At 38.8% G+C, this 20,554-nt stretch carries 18 protein-coding genes; 4 read left to right on the top strand and 14 right to left on the bottom strand.

Annotated features, from left to right (window positions below):
• The first annotated feature begins 61 nt into the window (after positions 1-61).
• Both E6C50_RS16600 and E6C50_RS16595 read left to right on the top strand, forming a co-directional pair.
• Positions 62-2,044, top strand: a complete 1,983-nt coding sequence (locus tag E6C50_RS16600) for a KUP/HAK/KT family potassium transporter (RefSeq protein WP_136404366.1) — start codon at positions 62-64, stop codon at positions 2,042-2,044.
• Between the two features lie 10 nt (positions 2,045-2,054).
• Entirely contained in the window at positions 2,055-2,873 is an 819-nt protein-coding gene (locus E6C50_RS16595; RefSeq protein WP_136404365.1) for an OmpA family protein, read from the top strand.
• Positions 2,874-3,220: 347 nt separating this feature from the next.
• Here E6C50_RS16595 and E6C50_RS16590 read toward each other — a convergent pair whose 3' ends face one another.
• From E6C50_RS16590 to E6C50_RS16545, 10 genes are all read right to left on the bottom strand, one after another.
• Complete coding sequence (locus tag E6C50_RS16590; RefSeq protein ID WP_136404364.1) at positions 3,221-3,682, bottom strand: Panacea domain-containing protein; 462 nt, start codon at positions 3,680-3,682, stop codon at positions 3,221-3,223.
• Between the two features lie 112 nt (positions 3,683-3,794).
• A complete protein-coding gene (locus E6C50_RS16585; protein WP_136404363.1) occupies positions 3,795-4,244 on the bottom strand; it encodes a GNAT family N-acetyltransferase in 450 nt (149 codons plus the stop codon).
• A 20-nt stretch (positions 4,245-4,264) separates the two neighbouring features.
• On the bottom strand, positions 4,265-5,251 hold the full coding sequence (locus E6C50_RS16580) for a DUF4837 family protein (RefSeq protein WP_230979028.1): 987 nt from the start codon (positions 5,249-5,251) through the stop codon (positions 4,265-4,267).
• 17 nt (positions 5,252-5,268) lie between these two features.
• The gene (locus E6C50_RS16575; protein WP_136404362.1) at positions 5,269-7,134 is read right to left on the bottom strand and encodes a lytic transglycosylase domain-containing protein; all 1,866 of its coding nucleotides are present in this window, start codon (positions 7,132-7,134) and stop codon (positions 5,269-5,271) included.
• Between the two features lie 104 nt (positions 7,135-7,238).
• Positions 7,239-8,426, bottom strand: coding sequence for a phosphoglycerate kinase (locus E6C50_RS16570; RefSeq protein WP_136404361.1), 1,188 nt, complete (start codon positions 8,424-8,426; stop codon positions 7,239-7,241).
• A 183-nt stretch (positions 8,427-8,609) separates the two neighbouring features.
• Positions 8,610-9,119, bottom strand: coding sequence for a hypothetical protein (locus tag E6C50_RS16565; RefSeq protein WP_136404360.1), 510 nt, complete (start codon positions 9,117-9,119; stop codon positions 8,610-8,612).
• Positions 9,120-9,185: 66 nt separating this feature from the next.
• Positions 9,186-10,202, bottom strand: a complete 1,017-nt coding sequence (locus E6C50_RS16560; protein ID WP_168732844.1) for a dioxygenase family protein — start codon at positions 10,200-10,202, stop codon at positions 9,186-9,188.
• Between the two features lie 96 nt (positions 10,203-10,298).
• Entirely contained in the window at positions 10,299-10,985 is a 687-nt protein-coding gene (locus tag E6C50_RS16555) for a pirin family protein (RefSeq protein WP_136404359.1), read from the bottom strand.
• A gap of 1 nt (position 10,986) precedes the next feature.
• Complete coding sequence (locus E6C50_RS16550; protein WP_136404358.1) at positions 10,987-11,682, bottom strand: LytR/AlgR family response regulator transcription factor; 696 nt, start codon at positions 11,680-11,682, stop codon at positions 10,987-10,989.
• Positions 11,679-12,734, bottom strand: a complete 1,056-nt coding sequence (locus tag E6C50_RS16545; protein ID WP_136404357.1) for a sensor histidine kinase — start codon at positions 12,732-12,734, stop codon at positions 11,679-11,681. Before E6C50_RS16545 ends, E6C50_RS16550 begins: the two co-directional genes overlap by 4 nt.
• Before the next feature lie 132 nt (positions 12,735-12,866).
• On the opposite strand from E6C50_RS16545, the gene E6C50_RS16540 reads away from it, so the two are divergent.
• Positions 12,867-14,015, top strand: a complete 1,149-nt coding sequence (locus E6C50_RS16540) for a DNA polymerase III subunit (protein WP_136404356.1) — start codon at positions 12,867-12,869, stop codon at positions 14,013-14,015.
• 5 nt (positions 14,016-14,020) lie between these two features.
• Positions 14,021-14,407 carry a DoxX family membrane protein gene (locus tag E6C50_RS16535; RefSeq protein WP_136404355.1) on the top strand — a complete coding sequence of 129 codons (387 nt, stop codon included), beginning with the start codon at positions 14,021-14,023 and terminating at the stop codon, positions 14,405-14,407.
• Positions 14,408-14,486: 79 nt separating this feature from the next.
• Here the strand turns inward: E6C50_RS16535 and E6C50_RS16530 are convergent, their stop codons facing one another.
• The 4 genes from E6C50_RS16530 to mnmG all read right to left on the bottom strand — a co-directional run bounded on the left by E6C50_RS16530 (position 14,487) and on the right by mnmG (position 20,536).
• A complete protein-coding gene (locus E6C50_RS16530) occupies positions 14,487-16,766 on the bottom strand; it encodes a helix-turn-helix domain-containing protein (RefSeq protein WP_136404354.1) in 2,280 nt (759 codons plus the stop codon).
• 79 nt (positions 16,767-16,845) lie between these two features.
• Positions 16,846-17,415: an OmpH family outer membrane protein gene (locus E6C50_RS16525; RefSeq protein ID WP_136404353.1), complete on the bottom strand. Its 570-nt coding sequence runs from the start codon at positions 17,413-17,415 to the stop codon at positions 16,846-16,848.
• Positions 17,416-17,670: 255 nt separating this feature from the next.
• Positions 17,671-18,525, bottom strand: coding sequence for a class I SAM-dependent methyltransferase (locus tag E6C50_RS16520; RefSeq protein WP_136404352.1), 855 nt, complete (start codon positions 18,523-18,525; stop codon positions 17,671-17,673).
• A gap of 133 nt (positions 18,526-18,658) precedes the next feature.
• Complete coding sequence (gene mnmG / locus E6C50_RS16515) at positions 18,659-20,536, bottom strand: tRNA uridine-5-carboxymethylaminomethyl(34) synthesis enzyme MnmG (RefSeq protein WP_136404351.1); 1,878 nt, start codon at positions 20,534-20,536, stop codon at positions 18,659-18,661.
• Positions 20,537-20,554: the final 18 nt, after the last annotated feature.

Below are 20,554 nucleotides of genomic sequence, written 5' to 3'. Positions count from 1 at the left end.
CAATAATTGTGTAGGACTTTCGTTTTTTATGATAATTTTGTGATTTTAAATATTTCACATCGTGAGTTCTACACACAGCAGTAACCACCTTAACAAAGTGACCCTAGGTGGTTTAATTGTCACATTAGGAATTATTTATGGAGATATCGGAACCTCTCCATTATACGTAATGAAAGCCATAGTTGGAAAACAGGCTATCGATCCGGATGTGGTACTTGGTGCGATTTCCTGTATTTTCTGGACTTTGACCATTCAGACAACTTTTAAGTATGTAATTCTCACACTACGTGCCGACAATAAAGGGGAAGGAGGAATATTTTCGCTCTACACCCTTGTTAAAAAACTCAAAAAGCGCTGGCTGATCGTTCCCGCTATTCTCGGAGGAAGCGCCCTGCTCGCCGACGGTATTATTACACCACCCATTTCCGTATCATCGGCCATTGAAGGATTGCGAACCTATAATCCGGAACTAAACACCATACCGATTGTTATTGGAATTCTTTTTGCTTTATTCTTTATTCAGCGATTCGGAACCAAACTGGTTGGAAAATTCTTCGGTCCATTAATGCTACTTTGGTTTGGAATGTTGGGAACGCTAGGTGTTATCCACCTGATGGGAAATATTGCTGTATTAAAAGCACTAAACCCTTACTATGCTTTTCATTTACTTAAAATACACCACGAAGGATTTTATGTTTTGGGCTATGTATTCCTGTGTACCACGGGAGCCGAAGCGTTATATAGCGACCTGGGACATTGTGGTATCAAAAACATCCGAATCAGCTGGATTTTTGTAAAAAGTATGCTGGTTTTAAACTACTTCGGTCAGGGAGCTTATCTGATTTCCAATACCGGAAGCACTTTAGTGGAACTAAGCGGAAACGCCAACAATCCCGGAAATCCATTCTATCTGGTGATGCCGGACTGGTTTTTACCATTCGGAATTGCGATCGCAACGATGGCAGCCGTTATTGCTTCGCAGGCATTGATTAGCGGATCGTTTACACTAATCAGTGAAGCGATGCGATTAAACTTATGGCCAAAAGTACGCATCAAATACCCAACCGAATTAAAAGGGCAATTATACATCCCATCAATCAACTGGCTGTTATTTATCGGATGTGTATTTATTGTGGTACATTTCGAAGAATCCGGAAATATGGAAGCTGCCTACGGACTGGCGATTGTGATGTGTATGATTATGACCACCATTTTACTGGGCTTCTTTATGGTATTAAAACGCTATAACCCAATCTTTATCGTTTTGGTTATCGCTTTATACCTAACCATTGAAATCTCGTTCTTCCTTGCCAATATCGAAAAATTCCCGCATGGCGGTTACGTTTCGGTATTCATTGCCGGTTTACTGGCCTTTATCATGATTGTCTGGTTTACCGCTAAAAAGATCCGAAAAGACTATACTGAATTCGTTAAAATCGATAAGTTTAAAAATGTTATCTCTGAATTGAGTAACGACCTTTCGATACCAAAATATGCCACGCATTTGGTTTATATGACCAATGCGAGTCACGGAGACGAAGTGGAATCGAAAATTATATATTCCATTCTTCAAAAACGTCCGAAGCGCGCTGATATTTACTGGCTGATTCACGTAAACGTAGTCGACGAACCGTATGAAATGGAATACCGTGTTCGCGAGATCGTAAAAGACGATATCATCCGGGTGGATTTCTATTTGGGATTCCGTGTCGCACCGCGTATTAACCTGTTGTTTAAAAAAGTAGTTCAGGATATGGTGAAAAACGGCGAAGTAGACATTACCAGTCGTTACGAATCCCTGAACCGAAACAACGTATTGGGTGATTTCAAATTTGTACTGATCGAAAAATTCATGTCCTACGACAACGATTTCCCTTGGTACCAGCGTATCATTCTGGATATTTATTTCTTCCTGAAAAAAATCAGTTTATCCGAAGAACAGGCCTTTGGTCTGGATAGTAGTTCGGTAAAAATTGAACAATATCCAATTGTAATCCATCCGCCGGAAGACATTAGTCTGACCCGAATTAAAGACCGAAAATAACATCTGAGATATGAAACGTATTGCGCTTGTTTTTCTTTTTTTGTTGACGTATCAGTTTTTGTCCGCACAGGAAGAAGTCGTACATTCTGTTTATTTTGAATTCGACAAATTTAACCTGGAAGAAAAACAGGCCAACGACGTAGTAGCTTTCGTAAAAGCCATTGATACAACCCGTATCGAAAGCGTTCAGATTTACGGATATTGCGACGATCGCGGGAAAGATGCCTATAACTACAAACTGTCGAACAATCGCGCCAATACGATCAAAAATAAGCTGATTGAAAAGGGTGTAAAAAACAAGATCATTGTAACCATCGAAGGAAAAGGCCGCGTTTTAATTGACGACGATATCGTGGACAACCTTCCGGAAGTACGCCAGAAAAACCGACGTGTCGATGTGGTAATGAACTTTAAACCAGTTCCGCCCAAACCGATTCCGGGAATGCATTCGACCATTAAAGGCAATCTGATTGTTGGCGACCGGATCTATCTTGAAAAAATACTTTTTGATAAGGGAAGCAGCCGTTTAACGCTAAAATCGAAAAACGAACTGGAGCGGGTGGCCAAGTTATTACACAAATACAAAAATCTGGAATTCGAAATTCAGGGGCATATTTGCTGTACGCCCACGTTTCAGAAAGAAGCGATCGACAAAGACACCAAAAAGAGAATGCTTTCACACAACCGTGCTCAGGCTGTTTATAAATTTCTGATTCAGAAAAGAATCGACAAAAACCGAATGACATTTAAAGGCTACGGAAACACCCAACCTTTGGGCAATGGCCCGGATCAGGATCGACGCGTGGAATTGGTGATTACGAAAGTGTAAAACTAGTGTTTAGTATCTTTAAAATGACCTCTAAGAACAATAAATGAAAGCCCTAAAACGTTTAAAGTTGTTGTTCCCAATAATGTTATCAATACCATATCAGACAAACAAAAAAGCAGTCTTTCATTAAGAATCAATATACATAAAACGGTTAAAAGCCAAAAACTCAAAATTATTGCAGTCCAGATTGCCAGCCATTTCCTGTCTTTTGTATCCGAACGATACCGTTCAGATTCCAACTTCTTAAGTTTAATCTGTTCCTTTAAGTCATCTGAATCAATATCAATATCTCGATTTTCTCTTCCAGATTTATGCCTATTTAAAAGAATATCTTCTAACTTAATAATTTAGATTTCTAAATTTGAAAAATATTCTTTAATAAATTCATTTGGTATATGGTCACCCCATTTAAAACCTGATGTTTTGGTTGTATTATCCCAAGGGCTACCCTCCATATGAGACCAATCAGATAATTCTGCAGCTGAAAATTTCGAATAAATACCAATAACGGAATTAATTTTTTCTACCAGTTCCTCTTCAGAAACAATTTCTTTAAGCTCTGGGCTATCTCTTTTATATACAACTCCATAGTCAACTTTTTTTCTAGTTCTAGGAAACACAGGTCCATAAGGCCATGCTTTAGGTGTTTCCTGAAAAATCTGAACACCATGCTTAGCCATAAAATAGGAATAAACGATATAAAGCATTTTCTGTACTTTAGTCACATTTAAAACAATGTCCTTTTCATAAGCCAAAGCCAATAAAAGTTTGGCTCCTAAAACACTATCATATTGTTTTGATACTGACATAATTAATAGTTTTATAAAGTAAAATTAAATAAAATAATCAAATAAAATTTATCTGTTGAACTAGATAAATAGTCCTAAAAAAAGTAAAATTCACTCTTTATTTCCCCTAGAATTATTTGATACGCATTTCGATATGCGGAATATTATCTTCCAGGTATTCGTCCGAAACCTGAACAAACCCGTGTGATTCGTAAAAACGTTTCAGGTACAATTGTGCCGAGATGGTAATAGTGTCCGTACCAAAGTGCGCCTGGATTCCGTTTTTGGCTTCGCGGATCAGGTCATGACCCCATTTGCGGTCGCGGTAGGATTGTTTCACCACTACCCTTCCGATGGATGCGGCATTTGGAAAATAATCGTCCGGCTGAAACAAACGGCAATACGCCACCAATTCGCCATTAAAAGTTCCCATCAGGTGTAATGCTTTCTGATCTTTTCCGTCAATATCCTGATAAACGCAATCCTGTTCCACTACAAAGATTTCTGAGCGCAATTGTAGGCTTGTATATAGATCGTCGAGCGAAAGTTCGTTAAATCGCTTTATTTCAAATTTTAGAGTCATGTCTGTAGGGTTGTTATAAATTATTGCAGTATATGAACGGATTTCATAATGGCCTCCAGTTCGAAAATCATATCCCGTTTCGCATTGGACGGATCGTAAACAAAACCTTCCAGAATCAGATAGCGTTTGTTTTTTTCGTCGCGGATGGCATAATTCAGGAATGGCCCACTCATAAAGTTATTCTGAAGTTCCCAGGTTCCTTTGGTTTCATAGGCCGTTTTACCGTCGAGATGGGTATTCATAAAATACGGTGAATAGCCTTCTTCGGTGACCATCGAGGAGTGTTCCATCGTTCCGCGGATATACAAAGCACCAACAGAATCGCGGACTTTTACAATATTACCGACGATATCATTATTTTTTTCGATTTGCGAAATGGGAACCTGATAGACCAAAAGACTGGAGCTACCGGAAGGAATATCTTTTTTCATCCAATAAAAATATTCCTTTTCATCGGCATAACGATAGGTATCCGGAATCTCAATATTGATTATAAAAACGCCCCGAAGTTTATCGTCGCTCAATCGGGCATTCTCCATTTTATGCTGGATATAGTGTATTTCGGAATATTTGATAATCGAAATAAGAGTTTCCGAATGCGTTTCGATCAGGTCGAGAATTTCGTGAATGGAATATCCGGTGATATAGAAAACATTTTGCGGTTTGGCATATTTGTTTTCCACGTGTTTAAATTCTTTGTTCAGTCCTTTGGACACGACCAGAATATTCCGGCTTTGTGTTACGACGCCTTCAAAAATTTTAGGAGAATACTGGTTGATGGTAAAAATCGGTTCTTCCTGTGGTAGTCCGTCAACCGGATAAGCCAGTTTTTTACGAAGACTGTCACCTACTTCCCCGTTCCACATCACATCATCGATCACAATCGCAATCTCATTGATATTGCCTCTTGATTCAGGCAAAAATGCTTCCTCTTGTTTCTGTCTGTCTTTACAGGAAACAAGAGAAAGCATTGGTATAAGTATTGCAAATAAAATTGCTTTTTTCACGGATTCTTTAGGGAAATCTACCCGTTGATTTTAAGTTTCATTCCGGGTTTGATATTTTCGTTATCGATGTTATTCCATTTTTTTATTTCGGCTACCGTAATACCCGGGTGCTTTTTAGCGATGCTAAACAGTGAATCCCCTTTCTGAACGACATACATTCTTTCTTTGTTGTAGTTGCGTTCTTTACTGGAATCACGGTTTATAATTTCTTTTTTCACTTCTTTTTCAACCACCGCTACCGCTGCAGTTTCTTCAGCCGGTGCCTGAACCGTTAATTTCTGACCGATTTTGATTTCGCTGTTTTCGATGTTATTCCATTCTTTCAACTGATCGATCGTCACTTTATTCTTTTCGGCAATAGCGGTAAGGTTATCCCCTTTCTGAACAACATACAAATCGTTTTCGGTGGCTTTTGGTTCTATAATTTTAGGTTCGGCCATTTTTGGTTCCGCCGTTTTCTTTTTGGCTGCCGATCGATCGGCTACCATAACATTGGTTTCGAATTCAATTTTTAATTTTTGTCCGGCATTAACCGTATTCTTTTTCAGCTTGTTCCATTTCTTCAATTCGGCAACGGTCACATTGTTTTTTGAAGAAATCTCCGATAGGTTATCCCCGCGCTTAACGGTATAATATTTAATACGCGTTTTTTTAACCGATTTCATAGGGAAATCTTCCACATTGGCAACCGCAAGCGAATCGCGTTTTGTGGTACGTTGTGCAATGGCATCTTTGCGAAGATTGGTAGAAGTAAACGGTTTTTCGCGTTTGTCTTCTTCATACTGCACATAGGCATAAATCTTATCTTCATTCGAAACAAACATACCCGCTTTTTGTTTTGGCAAACGGATATAATGCGGTTTGTCGGTTACATACGGAACCACATCCAGTTTATAGATTGGGTTTAACAAACGCAATTGTTCTACCGGTATATCTAATAAATCAGAAAGTTGTTTGAACGACATTTTTTGTTTTACCATTAGCGTATCGGTTTCAAAATACGTCAACGGAGCACGTTTCGGAACGATTCCGTGTTCTTTGCGGTATTCGTAGATATACATGGTTGCCAGGAAAGCCGGTAAGTACCCTTGTGTTTCCTTGTGCATAAACTTACGGATATTCCAATAATTCGTTAATCCTCCGGAACGACGGATTGCTTTGGCTACGTTACCCGGTCCGGTGTTATAGGATGCCAGAACCAGATCCCAGTCACCAAAAATACCGTACATGGTTGACAAATACTGACAAGCCGCTTCGGTTGCCTTCATCGGATCGCTACGTTCGTCTACATAGGAATTTACTTCCAGATTGTATTGCTTTCCGGTGGCATACATAAACTGCCATAATCCGGTAGCACCCACTCTTGATTTTGCTTTTGGATTTAAAGCCGATTCCACAACCGCTAAATATTTAACTTCCAATGGAATATTATATTTCGCAAGCTTTTCTTCAAACATCGGGAAATAATATTCCGAAATAGCCATCATTCTTTCGAAAGCTTTTGGTCTGTTTTTCAGGAATGATTTAATAATATTTTCAAGTCCCTGATTGTATTCGATGTTGAAAGGTGATTTTTCGTCCAGTCTTTTTAAGCGATCTTTCAGTAAATCCGTAGGCAGGTCGTAAGCCACTTCCTGATCGATATTCACTTTGGCAAGATCGGATTCCATATCGGTAAACAAATCCTGATTGCTTAATTCCTTCATCCACATTTCGTCGATGCAGGCACTGGTTTCATATTTTACGAACGTCGATTTTAGAGAGTCCAGATAGGACAATTTGATTTCCGGTTTAGCCGGGACTTCATTTTCGGCCGTCTCCTGAGCCATAGCGCCCAGACTGATCAGACCTAAAAACAAAGACAATACTTTTTTATTATCCATACATTCTATCTTATAACATGTTAAAGTTCAATTTCTTATGTAAGCCATGCAAACATAATAGCTAATAACTTATATTTTGTTTAAATATTGTTAAAAATGGCAATTTATTCCAAAATGGCCGCGATTCCAGGCAATGTTTTCCCTTCCAACATTTCCAACATCGCTCCTCCACCGGTGGAAACATAGCTCATTTTCGGTTCCAATCCAAATTGTTTTACTGCAGCTACTGAATCGCCACCACCAACAAGTGAAAACGCTCCGTTTTTAGTGGCTTCGGCAATAAAGTTTCCAAGAGTAATGGTTCCTTCGGCGAATTTTTCCAATTCAAAAACACCCAATGGCCCGTTCCATAAAATCGTTTTTGAGTTTTTAATTACCTCTTTTAACGCTTCCAGTGATTTCGGTCCAACGTCCAATCCCTGCCATCCATCCGGAATCTGATTAACATCAACAATCTGGGTATTGGCTTCGTTCGAAAAAGCATCGGCCGCCACGACATCCACCGGAAGGTGGATTTGTACGTTTTTGGCTTTTGCTTGTGCTATAATGTCTAACGCTAATTCCAGTTTATCGTCTTCACAAATCGAATTTCCGATATGCCCTCCCAAAGCTTTGATAAAGGTAAAGGTCATTCCGCCACCAATAATCATATGGTCAATTTTATCCAGGATATTCTCAATCACGGTAATTTTAGACGATACTTTGGATCCACCCAAAACAGCCGTTACCGGTTTTTCAGCATGGTGTAATACTTTGTTTAAACTTTCGATTTCTTTTGCCAACAGGAATCCGAAGCATTTATTTTCCGGGAAAAACTGGGCAATGATTGTTGTAGAAGCATGCGCTCTGTGTGCTGTTCCGAAAGCATCATTTACATAGATATCTCCTAGTTTGGCTAGTTTTTTAGCAAATTCCACATCGCCTTTTTCTTCTTCGGCATGGAAGCGCAGGTTTTCCAATAGCAATACTTCGCCCGGTTTTAAATTGACAGCAGCATTTTCGGCTACCGAACCGATACAATCGGATGCAAAAGTTACCGGAACACCCAGTACCTCGGCCGTTTTGGCAACGATATGTTTTAATGAATATTTTTCTTCCACGCCTTTCGGACGTCCTAAGTGCGACATCAGAATAACGCTTCCACCCTCTTTTAGAATTTTATCGATCGTTGGTTTGGCTGCTTCGATACGGGTTGCATCGGTAACTTCGAAGTTTTCGTTAAGCGGCACATTAAAGTCAACACGGATAATTGCTTTTTTATCTTTAAAATTAAAATCAGTAAGGGTTTTCATTATAGTTTCTTTGTTGATTGTTTGTTTAATAATCTACAAATATAGTATTTTTATTTTTTATGCCATTTTTTCTGTTTTACACGATTTTTTTAAGCGGGTAAATGCGTAATATTTATTTATCGGAGTCGAAATGCAATTTTTACTGCGGAAATGATTTTTTAAAGGAACCTCAGCGAAACCGGGCTAAACGCTTTCTTTTTCCAGATAGCAAATCGCCAAATTGGGATGCATCGGAAACGAAAGGATTTCCCAATGCGTGGTAGCATCGGTATCTTTGGAAAGCAAATAATGATTGTCGATCATATCGACCAGCACCAAAAGCGGTGTATAAAACGTAATCCCGATTTTATGCCGCGCCCGGTCGGTAATATCGGTATTGACAATGTCGAGTTTATAATTAACAAACGGCAAATAGGAATTTCCCAGCGCATCGGGCAACTCATAAATATTTCCTTTTAGCTGACTAATATAGGGTTCGGCGGCCATTCCGGTTAAAAAATGCAACTTTTCAGCTTTGTCATCTTCATGCAGCAACTCGCGGAAAGTAGACTTCGGATTATCGGGCTTATTGTACAACTGTTGTTGCATCAAGTATTCCCGGTAGGTGTCTTCAAAAACATATTTTTGCCAGGTCAAAGTAGCAGCACTATCGATCACCAATCGAAAGGCCATTCGGATTTTAGAAAACTTCATCGTAAAATGTGTTAAAGCAAAAAAGAAGATACCGTTTCGAGTATCTTCTTCTGTTCGCCTGAGTTATTATTGGACTATCATTTTTTTACTTTCTGTGAAAACACCGTTTTCATTTTCTATTATAACTCTGTAAATATAATAACCACTGCTCAGGCTTTTTCTGCTGATCAACAAATAATTGGTTCCTGCCGGATAATCATCGTTTATGGGTGTATCGATGAGTCGTCCGGTAAGATCGTATAGTTCCATTTTGACTTTTGAATAGGTATTCAACACCAATGGAATTTTAGTACTTTCCGTAAATGGGTTCGGAAAATTCTGACTTAATTGAAATTCTGAAATGGAAACGTCCTCAATTCCGAGTGTCGGCCCGGCCACAAAAATTGTATGGGATAAAGTGAATCCTTCGGCAATACTTCCAGTTACCGCGCCCAGTTCGTTGGTAACGCCATCCGAAAAAACATTATCGGTAGCATTATACGTATAGCCCGACATCCCTTTGGTATAGCCATAACTCGTTGCCGAATTCACCTGAACTACTGCGCTGTTAGCTCCTTCCGGGAAAGCAATTTGGGTGATCAGAAGCGAGGTACCCGACGCATTGTAAATATGCACGTGAATATGCGTCGCCCTTCCGGTATACCATCCCGGAAAAATGGAGGTATAACTAACAAGTCCATTCGCATCAGTAGTTTGTCTTCCTCTTAAAAAGTGGTTGGTTGTATAATTGGTTGGTTGCATGCCTGTTCCTCCATATTCGGAATAATTACCGTCTTTATCGCAATGCCAGATATCGACAATTGCACCGGCAAAAGCATTACAATTTCCATTGACATTTTTTACGGTAATGTTAATCGTAAACGGAACCCCGGTACGGTCGCCTATAATATTGGTTCGTACCCAGGAAGCCGGTGAGATGGTCGGAAAAGGACCAGCGGTTTCACTGTTGGTTACGCTACACGCCAATGTGGCTGTTTCTTCCGGCATTTCTTTTTCGGTACCCATGGCGCGCAAAAGTGAAGGCGCAGCAGCCACTATTCCAAGGAAACCCAGACTGTTTTTTAAAAATACTTTTCTTTCCATACTCTTTTAGCTTTTTCGTTACTCAAAATTAAATTTGTTAACAGGGAAAGCCAAAAAAATGAGGTAAACTGTTTTTATTTTGAGGTAAATCCCAATTTAAGCCTTCAATTCCAAAAGCAACAGCAGCGCATTTTCGGTAAGGGATTCGAATTCAATACTTTCGGAATTGTCAATTGCCAATCCGTCGCGATTTTCGATCAAACGGTTTTGAAATTCAAAGGCACCGTTTAGTGCAAAGGCAAAAATGCCGTGGTTTGTATCTTCCGGTTTATAAATGCCTTCATGCCGCGAACGGTACATGCCAATACTAAATGAAAAATCCGGATTATCGATAATCGAAATCAGTTGACCACTAGTATTCAAATCAAAAGAAAGCAGCTGTTCCTCTGAAAAATTTTTATGACATTTCAGTCGGATTTGCAAATAATTAACCTGTTCATTTTCATACGGATTTTGAATTTCAAAATCGGTTTTCTTCGGAAGGGTAAAAAAATACGCCTGTCCAGTCATGATAAAATGCGTTTCAGCTCCAACCCTACAATCGATTGCACCGATTAACGGGAGTAACAATATCCCGCAATTGTCTTCGACAGTATTGCGCATCGTAATTTTCGGAGCCAAAACTTCTTCATTCCAAACCTGTAATTTTTGATACGGCATCCGACTTTCGTCCTGATAGGTTTTAAAATTAAACGTTGCCAGACAGCGATGTACATCACTTTCAAAATGCCCTCTTAAATGCGCCTTATAAATTTGAGCTGGTTGTTGTAAAAACGTTGCCATATTAGCTATTTTCCAGTAGTGTTAAAAACGCAGCTTCATAGGTCGCGCTTATTGGTATTTCCTCATTTCCGATATAGATTATTTTACTTTTTACCCGATCGATTTTAGACAACGACACGATAAACGAACGGTGTACGCGGAAAAAAGCATCCGTTGGTAATTTTTCCAGCATGCTTTTCATCGTCATCCGGGCAACCACGGTTTTCTGATTTCGGATATGAATTTTTAGATAATCGTCCAGTCCTTCGATAAACAAGATTTCGGTAACCGGGATTTTAATCAGACTATAATCGGCTCGGATAAACAGAAACTGCGAATCGGCCGCGGTATTTTTCTGCTCTTTTTCCAATTGAATTTTGGCTTTTTCGATGGCCTGTTCAAAGCGCGAAAACGAAAACGGTTTTAGCAGATAATCCGTAGCATTGAGCGTAAAACCTTCCACGGCAAATTCCGAATAGGCCGTGGTAAAAATCACACTGATTTTGTGCGGTACTTTTTTAAAAAAATCAATCCCCGAAATCGACGGCATATTGATGTCGAGAAACAGCAAATCTGTCGGATATTTTTTCAGGTATTTTAAGGCTTCGTCCGATCGGGTGAACGTTTTTTTTAATTCGATCCCCTCAATCTGGTCGCAAAAACTTTGCAACACTTCCAAAGCTGGCGGTTCATCGTCGAGTGCTATAGCGTAAATCATAATTCGAGCGTTAGTACAGTAGTATAACTTTCTTTTGTTTCGGTAATTTCCAGATTGTATTTATCGGGATAAAGGCGTTCCAGACGTTCCATTGTATTTTGCAACCCCATTCCTTTTTCCGTTTGCACCGAGCTGACTTTTTTATTAAAAACCAACAATTGCAATGCTGTATCGTTAATTAGAATCTGAATCCGGATTTCGGAATTCTCATTTGGATTTACCCCGTGTTTAAACGCATTTTCAATAAATGAAATCAGAATCAGCGGTGTAATTTTCTTTTCGAAATGCCCTTCGGTCACCTCATATTCTATGACAACCGTATTTCCGAGGCGCGACCGTTGCAATTCGATATAATTGTGGATATAATTCAATTCTTTATCCAATGCAATCGTATCGTCATGCGCATCGCGAATGATATACCGCATCAGTTCCGAAAGCTGTACAATCGCATCGGCCGTACGATTGTCTTTCCGAATCGCCAGTGCATAAATACTGTTGAGCGTATTAAACAAAAAGTGCGGATTGATCTGCGCTTTTAGCAATGAAATTTCGGCTTGCATTTTATCGCGTTCCACATGTTGCAACCTTCTATTTATAGCTAAGAAAAGACTTGTTAAAGTTCCTGTTAGGTAGACCAAAATCGTATTAAAATGTTCGTTGGGTTTATTCATTGGCCCCGGTCCGAAATCAGGTTTTGATCCCGGAGGATGCATTGGTTTTGGGCGCGCCATTTTTTCAATATTAAACAGATCGATATCCGGTTTATCAAAAAAATGAGACGTCAAAAGCAGTACGATCAGGAAAACAAAAAGCAGCGAAAAATAAAGCGTCTTTTTATTTGAAAAATAAAGCTTTGGAATAAAATAGTAATAGTTCACATAGAAAAAAACGAGCAGTCCCACATAAACGGAAAAGTACGTCCGGTCGTGACCGTTGTGTAGAATATCCGGAATGCGAATAATACTAGATTGCGAAGACAACAGATACGGCAATACCAGAAATGACAGGCAAAGGCAAAAGTGGTAAGCGTAAAACGAAATCTTCTTTTTCATTTTTCTAACAGTTAACCTATCAAAAATACAGTTATTTGATTGAAGCGATAAATAATTGCGGTAAATAATGCAATTTTTGCGGTGAGCGCGAAAGCAGTTTTTACTGTTGGTGTTTTATTCTATATTTGCTCTATGCTATTTTCAGAAATTTTAGGACAAACCCATATTAAAAGCCATCTGACGAAAAGCGCCGATTCCGGACGCATTCCACATGCACAGCTTTTTGTTGGTCCGGAAGGATCGGGTACACTGGCGATGGCCATTTCGTATGCCCAATATATTTTATGTTCCAATACTAACGGAGAAAACACTTCTGGGAACGAAGCCTGTAACTTGAAATTCGAACATTTTTCGCATCCCGATTTGCATTTTGTATTTCCGGTTTCGACCAATGACGAAGTAAAAAGTCATCCGGTGAGTGCAAACTTTTTAAAATACTGGCGGGAGTTTGTAACCGAAACCCCGTATGGTAGCCTTTTCGACTGGTATAAAACGATTGGCATTCAGAACAAACAGGGACAAATTGGTGTGGACGAAGCACAGGAAATTGTAAAATCCTTATCGCTCAAAGCCTACGAAGGTGGTTATAAAGTAATGATTATCTGGATGGCCGATAAGATGAATATCGCCACCTCGAACAAACTTTTAAAACTACTGGAAGAACCCCCTCAAAAAACGGTTTTTCTGTTGATCACCGAAAATGAAAACGATATCCTTCAAACGATACTGTCCCGTTGTCAGGTGTTACATTTTGGCGGACTTCCGGAAAGTATTATTGCCGAGGCATTGGTTTCACGTGAAAAAACAGAAGAAAAAGCCGCTTTTAAAATAGCCCATCAGGCGCAGGGAAATTATAACAAAGCCTTACAATTGCTACACAAAACCGAGGACGATTATCCGTTTGAAGCCTGGTTTGTACAATGGGTACGTGCAGCGTTTCGCGCCAAAGGAAATGCAGCGGCCATTCAGGATCTGATATCCTGGAGCGAATCCATAGCCGGAATTGGTCGGGAAGCGCAGAAACAGTTTTTGCATTTTTGTATCGAAATGTTCCGTCAGGCCTTATTGCTCAACTACCAATCTCCATCCCTGGTTTATATAGAACCTACGGTTGAAAAATTTAAACTGGAGAATTTTGCTCCTTTCGTAAACGGTAATAACATCAACGATATTTTTAAAGAATTATCGGATGCCATTTACCATATTGAGCGTAACGGAAATGCTAAAATTATCCTGACCGATTTATCGATAAAACTAACACGTTTAATTCATAAAAAATAAACACCATGACGAATACGGAAATTTTCGGAATTTTAATTCTGGCTTTTTTGGCCATCACTTTTTTACAATCCGGTTATGATAAAATTATGGACTGGAAAGGAAATGTAGAATGGCTTAAAGGTCATTTTGCCAAAACATTTATCAAAAATCAGGTACCACAATCGCTATTTTTAATTTTAGTATTGGAAGTAATTGCCGGTACTTTATGTGTTATTGGAATCGCACAATTGGTAATGAACGGTGTGACAACATTTGGACATTATGGTGCTACTTTTTCCTGCGTTACCTTATTGTTTTTATTATTTGGACAACGTATCGCAAAAGATTACGATGGAGCACGAACCATCGTAATTTATTTTATTCCAGCTATTTTAGCGGTTTACTGGTTATAAGAAATATCTTTCTTTTTAATATCACACCTGATAGGTTTTGGAAACCTGTCAGGTGTTTTTTTATGGATTTGAAAACCTATCAGGTGTTTTTTTGTAAAACGGCTTTATACAAGCGGAGTTCTTCCCAGCTAAATTCGTCGCCGTATTTTTCTTTTATCTCGCCTAAACCTTCCCCACTGTATTCTTTAAAAGCCGATGCCAGATTTTTAAGTTTATCTGGTGGCAAAATATCCGAAATCAGAATTGCTTCCATCTGAATCAATTTTGAAAAATGGGTATATACCGTCCCCACCGTAAGTTTTCGGATTCCGGCAATTTCCGGGATCGACAAGTTTTGCGTCCACAATTCCAGCGTTTCCTCGTAAGTTGACTTTTTCGGTTCTTTTGTTTTCTTCTTTTTGGACGTATAGCGTTCGATATCGTCTTCATCCTCGATAAGCGTAACCGCTGTTTTTCGCAACGCTTCCCGGATAATTTCTATTTTATCCTGTTTGTATTTTTGTACGTACGGCGATACCAATACTTCTTTTGAAATCTCTTTGTTTTCCAGAACGGCGCGTAGCAGCAATTTGACTTTTAGCAATCGCAAAACTGCGTTGGTTTGCAGTTCTTCCAGTTCCGACAATTCTTCAAAAAAGGTTTTTACTTTTTTCAGACGTTTTATTTCCTCTATTTTCCAGTACAACTCAAAAGTCAGCTCGTCCATTTTCGGGAAAAAATAATCGAATGCTTTGTTGATTCGTTCTTCGATAAAAGCGAGATCGACCGGTTCCTGCTGAAACAATTTTGTTAACTGCGCGATGAATTTTTGCGATGGTTCGCGCAATTCATGTACGGCCAACGACTGCTGTTGCGCCCACGTTTTCGATTGTCCTTTGACTGATTTTCCGGTTTCCGACAGATAGGTTTGCTGATGTTTGCTCCATTGCGCAGCCAATTCCTGCCAGTTAAAACTGTCTTTCAGATAATTAAGCAAAAAAATACGTGTTTCGGATACCAATTCCCCTTCCAGTTTTTCGACCGAAACCCGACTTTGTGCGTAATCCATCACATCGGCGTCGTTGGAAATACCATTCATTTGTATCGCAGAAAGCAAAATAAGCCCTTTTAACGAACGCAAACGTGAAAGAGCAACATAAGCCTGTCCGGGCAGAAAAACCTGCGATACATCGAGCGCTGCTTTGTCGAATGTCAAACCCTGGCTTTTGTGTACGGTAATTGCCCAGGCGAGTTTGATTGGATAGTGCGTAAAAGTGCCTAAAATCTCCTCTTCAATTTCCTTTGTCATCTCGTCCACATAATAGCGGATGTTCTTCCATTCGTAGCGTTCGACTTCAATGGTTTTGTTTTCTTCTGGAAAATGCACGAAAATTTCGCGGGACGAAATTGATTTTACAACACCCATTTTTCCATTAAAATATTGTTTTTCAAACGAAAGATCGTTTTTCACAAACATAACCTGTGCACCAACTTTTAATTTAAGCTGTTCTTCCACCGGATAGATCTTATCCGGAAAATCACCTACAATTTCGGGTTGAAAGGTATAGGCTTCTCCATCGAGTTCCGCCAAGGCATTACTGTTTATAGCATCGGCTTTGGCATTATGCGTGGTAAGTGTAATAAAACCGGGATTCTTTTTAAAATCGAAATCCGGTTGCACATATTGGTTTAAAATAGCCAGGTCATTTGTAGTGACGGTATTATTTCGCAGGTTGTTTAAAACGGAAATAAATTCGGAATCCGTTTGCCTGAAAATTTTATCCAGTTCGATATACAAAGGTGGGTTTTGCTGGATCACATGCGAATGAAAAAAGAATTTACCACGATAGTAACGCTGTAAAACCGACCATTCCTCATTTTTGATAACGGGTGGTAATTGTAGTAAATCTCCTATAAATAATATTTGAACGCCACCGAATGGTCTTTCATTTCTTCGGACTTTACGAAGCATAAAATCCATAGCATCCATAATGTCTACACGAAGCATACTCACTTCATCGATAACCAGCAATTCCATATTCTGAATTACGGCACGTTTGGCACCATTCATTTTAAAATGCCGGCTTAAGGTATTTCGGTTTTCGAACCGTGAATTTTCAGAAATATACGGATCTGTATTGGCATCCGGAAGAAACGCAGCAAATGGTAACTGAAACATCGAATGTATGGTAACACCACCCGCGTTCAAAGCAGCAATACCGGTAGGTGCTACAACAACAGTATTCTTATGTGTAGTAGTAATGATTTCGCGAAGCAATGTTGTTTTACCGGTTCCGGCTTTACCGGTAAGGAAAACCGACTTTTGCGTTTGGTTAATAAAACGCAATACATAGGCAGCAGCATTCGAAATAGTTTCCATTTGGCGTATATTTTAAAACTAAAAATACAATTATTTATCTGATTTTCAATAAAAAAGCCTTCACAAGGAAGGCTTTTCATTATTTCTTTTCTTCAGTTTTATCTTCTTTTTTATCAGAAGATTTGTACTTATCGTTTAATTCTTTGCTGATTTTTTCGGTAATATCCAAACCTTCTTTGCCGTATAAGATTGTAGCGGCATCACCCGTTCCGTAGATATACTCATAATTATTTTTCTTACCGTAATCTTTGATATAATCTTTAATTCTTTTTACCAAAGAATCCATTTCTTTACCACTTTCCTGTTGCAATGTTTGTAACATCGCTTGCTGTTTCATATTAATTTGTTGCTCTCTTTTTTGCAACTCCGCTCCTTTTTGTTGTGCCCAGGCCATACCTTTAACCTGTGCATCTCTTTGGAAATTGGCAGCATCAGACTGGAATTGTTTGGCTTCACCCTCTAATTCTCTTCCCATTTCCTGCGACTTGGTTTTGTATTTTGACTCAATATCTTTAGCTTCCTGATTTTCTTCTATCAATTTAGAAGTATCTACATAAGCCGTTTTATTTCCAGAAGCAGTAGCTGCTCCTTCTTTGTTGCAAGAAAACATTGCCAACGCAAGTCCGATAATTAAAAAGGATTTTTTCATTTTATCAATTATGATTTTTAAAATTTTTGTAAAAATAAGAATTCGTATTAAAGTTCCAAAAAGTTGTACGACTGAAAGTTTAAAATATGATTTTTATCTTTTTTTTGATCAATAAAATTTTCTTATGTGTTATTTAAAAGATAATAAGAAAATCTTATAAAAAACGGCTTTAAATAAGCCGTTTTAAGCAACTTTTAAAAAATCCACGACTGATAGCACATTTTAACCTTTGATCGTGGATTATTTAATTTTATTTTAATTTTTTCTATTTTTAAGGATGTAAATATGCGAAGAATACTCAAAATTTTGCTTTGCCGCTAAATTTGATCGCAAACCAATCCAAAAACCTTTTAAAAAATTCATTTTTCCGTTTTTATATTTTTCAGATAAAAGGGAAACATAAAAACTATCAAAAAGCATCGGTTTTATTTTAACCAGTTGGATATTTTGATGCCCAAAAAGTTTTTCGATCGAAGTTTTCGAAAAATGCCAAAGGTGTCTTGGCACATCATAAGCCGCCCAAAATTCGCCGTAATAATTTGCATCGTACGATTTATAGTTGGGTACGGCAATAATAATAGTTCCGGTTGGTTTTAATAAACGCTTTAAAGTAGCAATCTGATTTTCTAAATCCGGGACATGTTCCAATACATGCCACATCGTAATCACATCGAACGATTCCTTTTCCAATTGTTCTAAAGTAGCTGCAAATTGAATTCCTTTTCCAATAGCGATTCCTTTTGCTTTTTCACTAGGTTCAATTCCGATCGCACGCCATCCCTGGTTTTGTGCTTCCAAAAGAAAATCCCCTGTTCCGGCACCAATATCCAAAAGCGCTCCTTTTTCCGATTGAAAAGAGTTTATCAATTTTACTTTGTCACGAATTGCTTTTCGTTTGATGACATGATATACTTTTTCGAATAGAGAACGTTTTCCATCGGTATGTGAAATATAATCATCGCTTTCATAATAAGACGGTAATTTTTCCAGGCCAGGTTGTGGAGTCGTTTTTAATAATTGTAACTCTTCATCCAAAAGCAATTCGAAATTTTCTTTAGAAACGGAATGGTCTTTTACTTTTATAAAAACGGTATTACTTGAAAAATTCATTAATGCTAAAAAATTTATTTTTTAAAGATTCCTTTATTTATAAGGCTTCGCGGGATAGTTTCACGTGGAACATAAAATAAAAACAGCCAAAGATACTTTATCTATCATGGCTGTTTTTATTTTGTTTATTTTTTTATCGTCCCATATGAACTAACAAAACTGAAACATCACTTGGCGAAACGCCACTGATTCGGGAGGCCTGCGAAACCGAAATCGGTTTAATTTTTTTTAATTTCTCACGAGCTTCAAACGAAAGCGATTTTATTTTATCGTAATCGAAGTTTTCCGGAATACGTACATCTTCGAGTCGGTTTAATTTATCGGCATTATTTTTTTCTTTTTCAATATAACCGGAATATTTTACCTGGATTTCGGCTTGTTCGATTACTTCCAAATCCAATTCGTGTTCGGCTACATATTCTTTTACTTTTTCGAATTTTAAAATATCTTCCAAATCCAATTGTGGACGGGAAAATACTTTAAACATTTTATCCGGTTGTGAAATAGGCGCTGAACCTTTAGCTTCCAAAATTGGATTGGCTTCTGCAACTTTTACACTGGTTTCTTTAAAAAACGAAACAAAAGCGTCGGACTGACTTTGCTTCTGCTCCATTCGTTTTAATCGGGCATCAGTAGCCAAACCAACGGCATGTGACATAGGTGTTAAACGGAAATCAGCATTATCCTGACGCAATAACGTACGGTATTCGGCACGTGATGTAAACATACGATATGGTTCTTCCGTTCCTTTGGTAATTAAATCATCAATCAACACTCCGATATACGCCTCGTTACGTTTTAAAACAAACGGATCCTGGTCGTATGCTTTTAAGTGTGCATTCATTCCCGCAATCAAACCTTGGGAAGCAGCTTCTTCATATCCGGTTGTTCCATTAATTTGTCCGGCAAAAAATAAGCCCTCGATTAATTTTGTTTCCAACGTATGCTTTAATTGCGTTGGCGGGAAATAATCGTATTCGATTGCATAACCCGGACGGAAGAATTTTACATTTTCAAAACCAACCACCGAGCGCAATGCTTTAAACTGTACATCTTCCGGTAATGATGTTGAAAATCCGTTTACATATACTTCTACTGTATTCCATCCTTCCGGTTCTACAAAAAGCTGGTGGCGTTCTTTATCGGCAAATCGATTGATTTTATCTTCAATCGACGGGCAATAGCGCGGTCCTAAACTTTTAATTCGCCCATTAAACATAGGCGAACGATCGAAACCTTCACGAAGCAAATCATGAACCAGTTCCGAAGTGTAGGTCATATGACACGGTTTCTGAACCGTTAATGGTTTTGTTACGTCCAGATACGAAAATTTCGAAGGATTCTCATCCCCCGGTTGAATTTCCATTTTCGAATAATCCAGTGAACGACCATCGACACGTGGTGGTGTTCCTGTTTTCATTCGGCCCGAAGTAAATCCTAACTTTATTAAATCTTCAGTGATTCCATGCGCAGCACTTTCTCCGGCTCGTCCACCACCAAATTGTTTTTCTCCGATATGAATCAAACCATTTAAAAAAGTACCATTCGTTAGCACTACTGTTTTCGCTTTGATTTCAATTCCAAGCGAAGTCCGAACACCGACGATCTTTCCATTTTCGGTTAAAATTCCGGACACCATTTCCTGATAAAAATCCAGATTTGGTGTTTGTTCCAACATCAATCGCCACTCCTCTGCGAAACGCATACGGTCGGATTGCACCCGTGGCGACCACATTGCTGGTCCTTTTGATTTGTTCAGCATCTTGAACTGGATCGCTGTTTTATCCGATACAATTCCCGAATAACCTCCCAACGCATCAATCTCCCGAACGATTTGTCCTTTTGCAATTCCACCCATAGCCGGGTTACACGACATCTGTGCAATGTTTTGCAAACTCATTGTAATCAGCAGCGTTTTGGATCCCATATTCGCAGCCGAGGCTGCCGCCTCAGAACCAGCATGACCGGCACCCACTACGATTACATCATATTTATCTTGAAATAAACTCATTGTTCCACGTGAAACATT

Origin of the sequence: Flavobacterium supellecticarium (assembly GCF_004801375.1) — a bacterium.
Lineage (GTDB): Bacteria > Bacteroidota > Bacteroidia > Flavobacteriales > Flavobacteriaceae > Flavobacterium > Flavobacterium supellecticarium.
The sequence above is the reverse complement of the archived record's forward strand: the minus strand, read 5'-3'. Positions and strand labels throughout refer to the sequence as shown.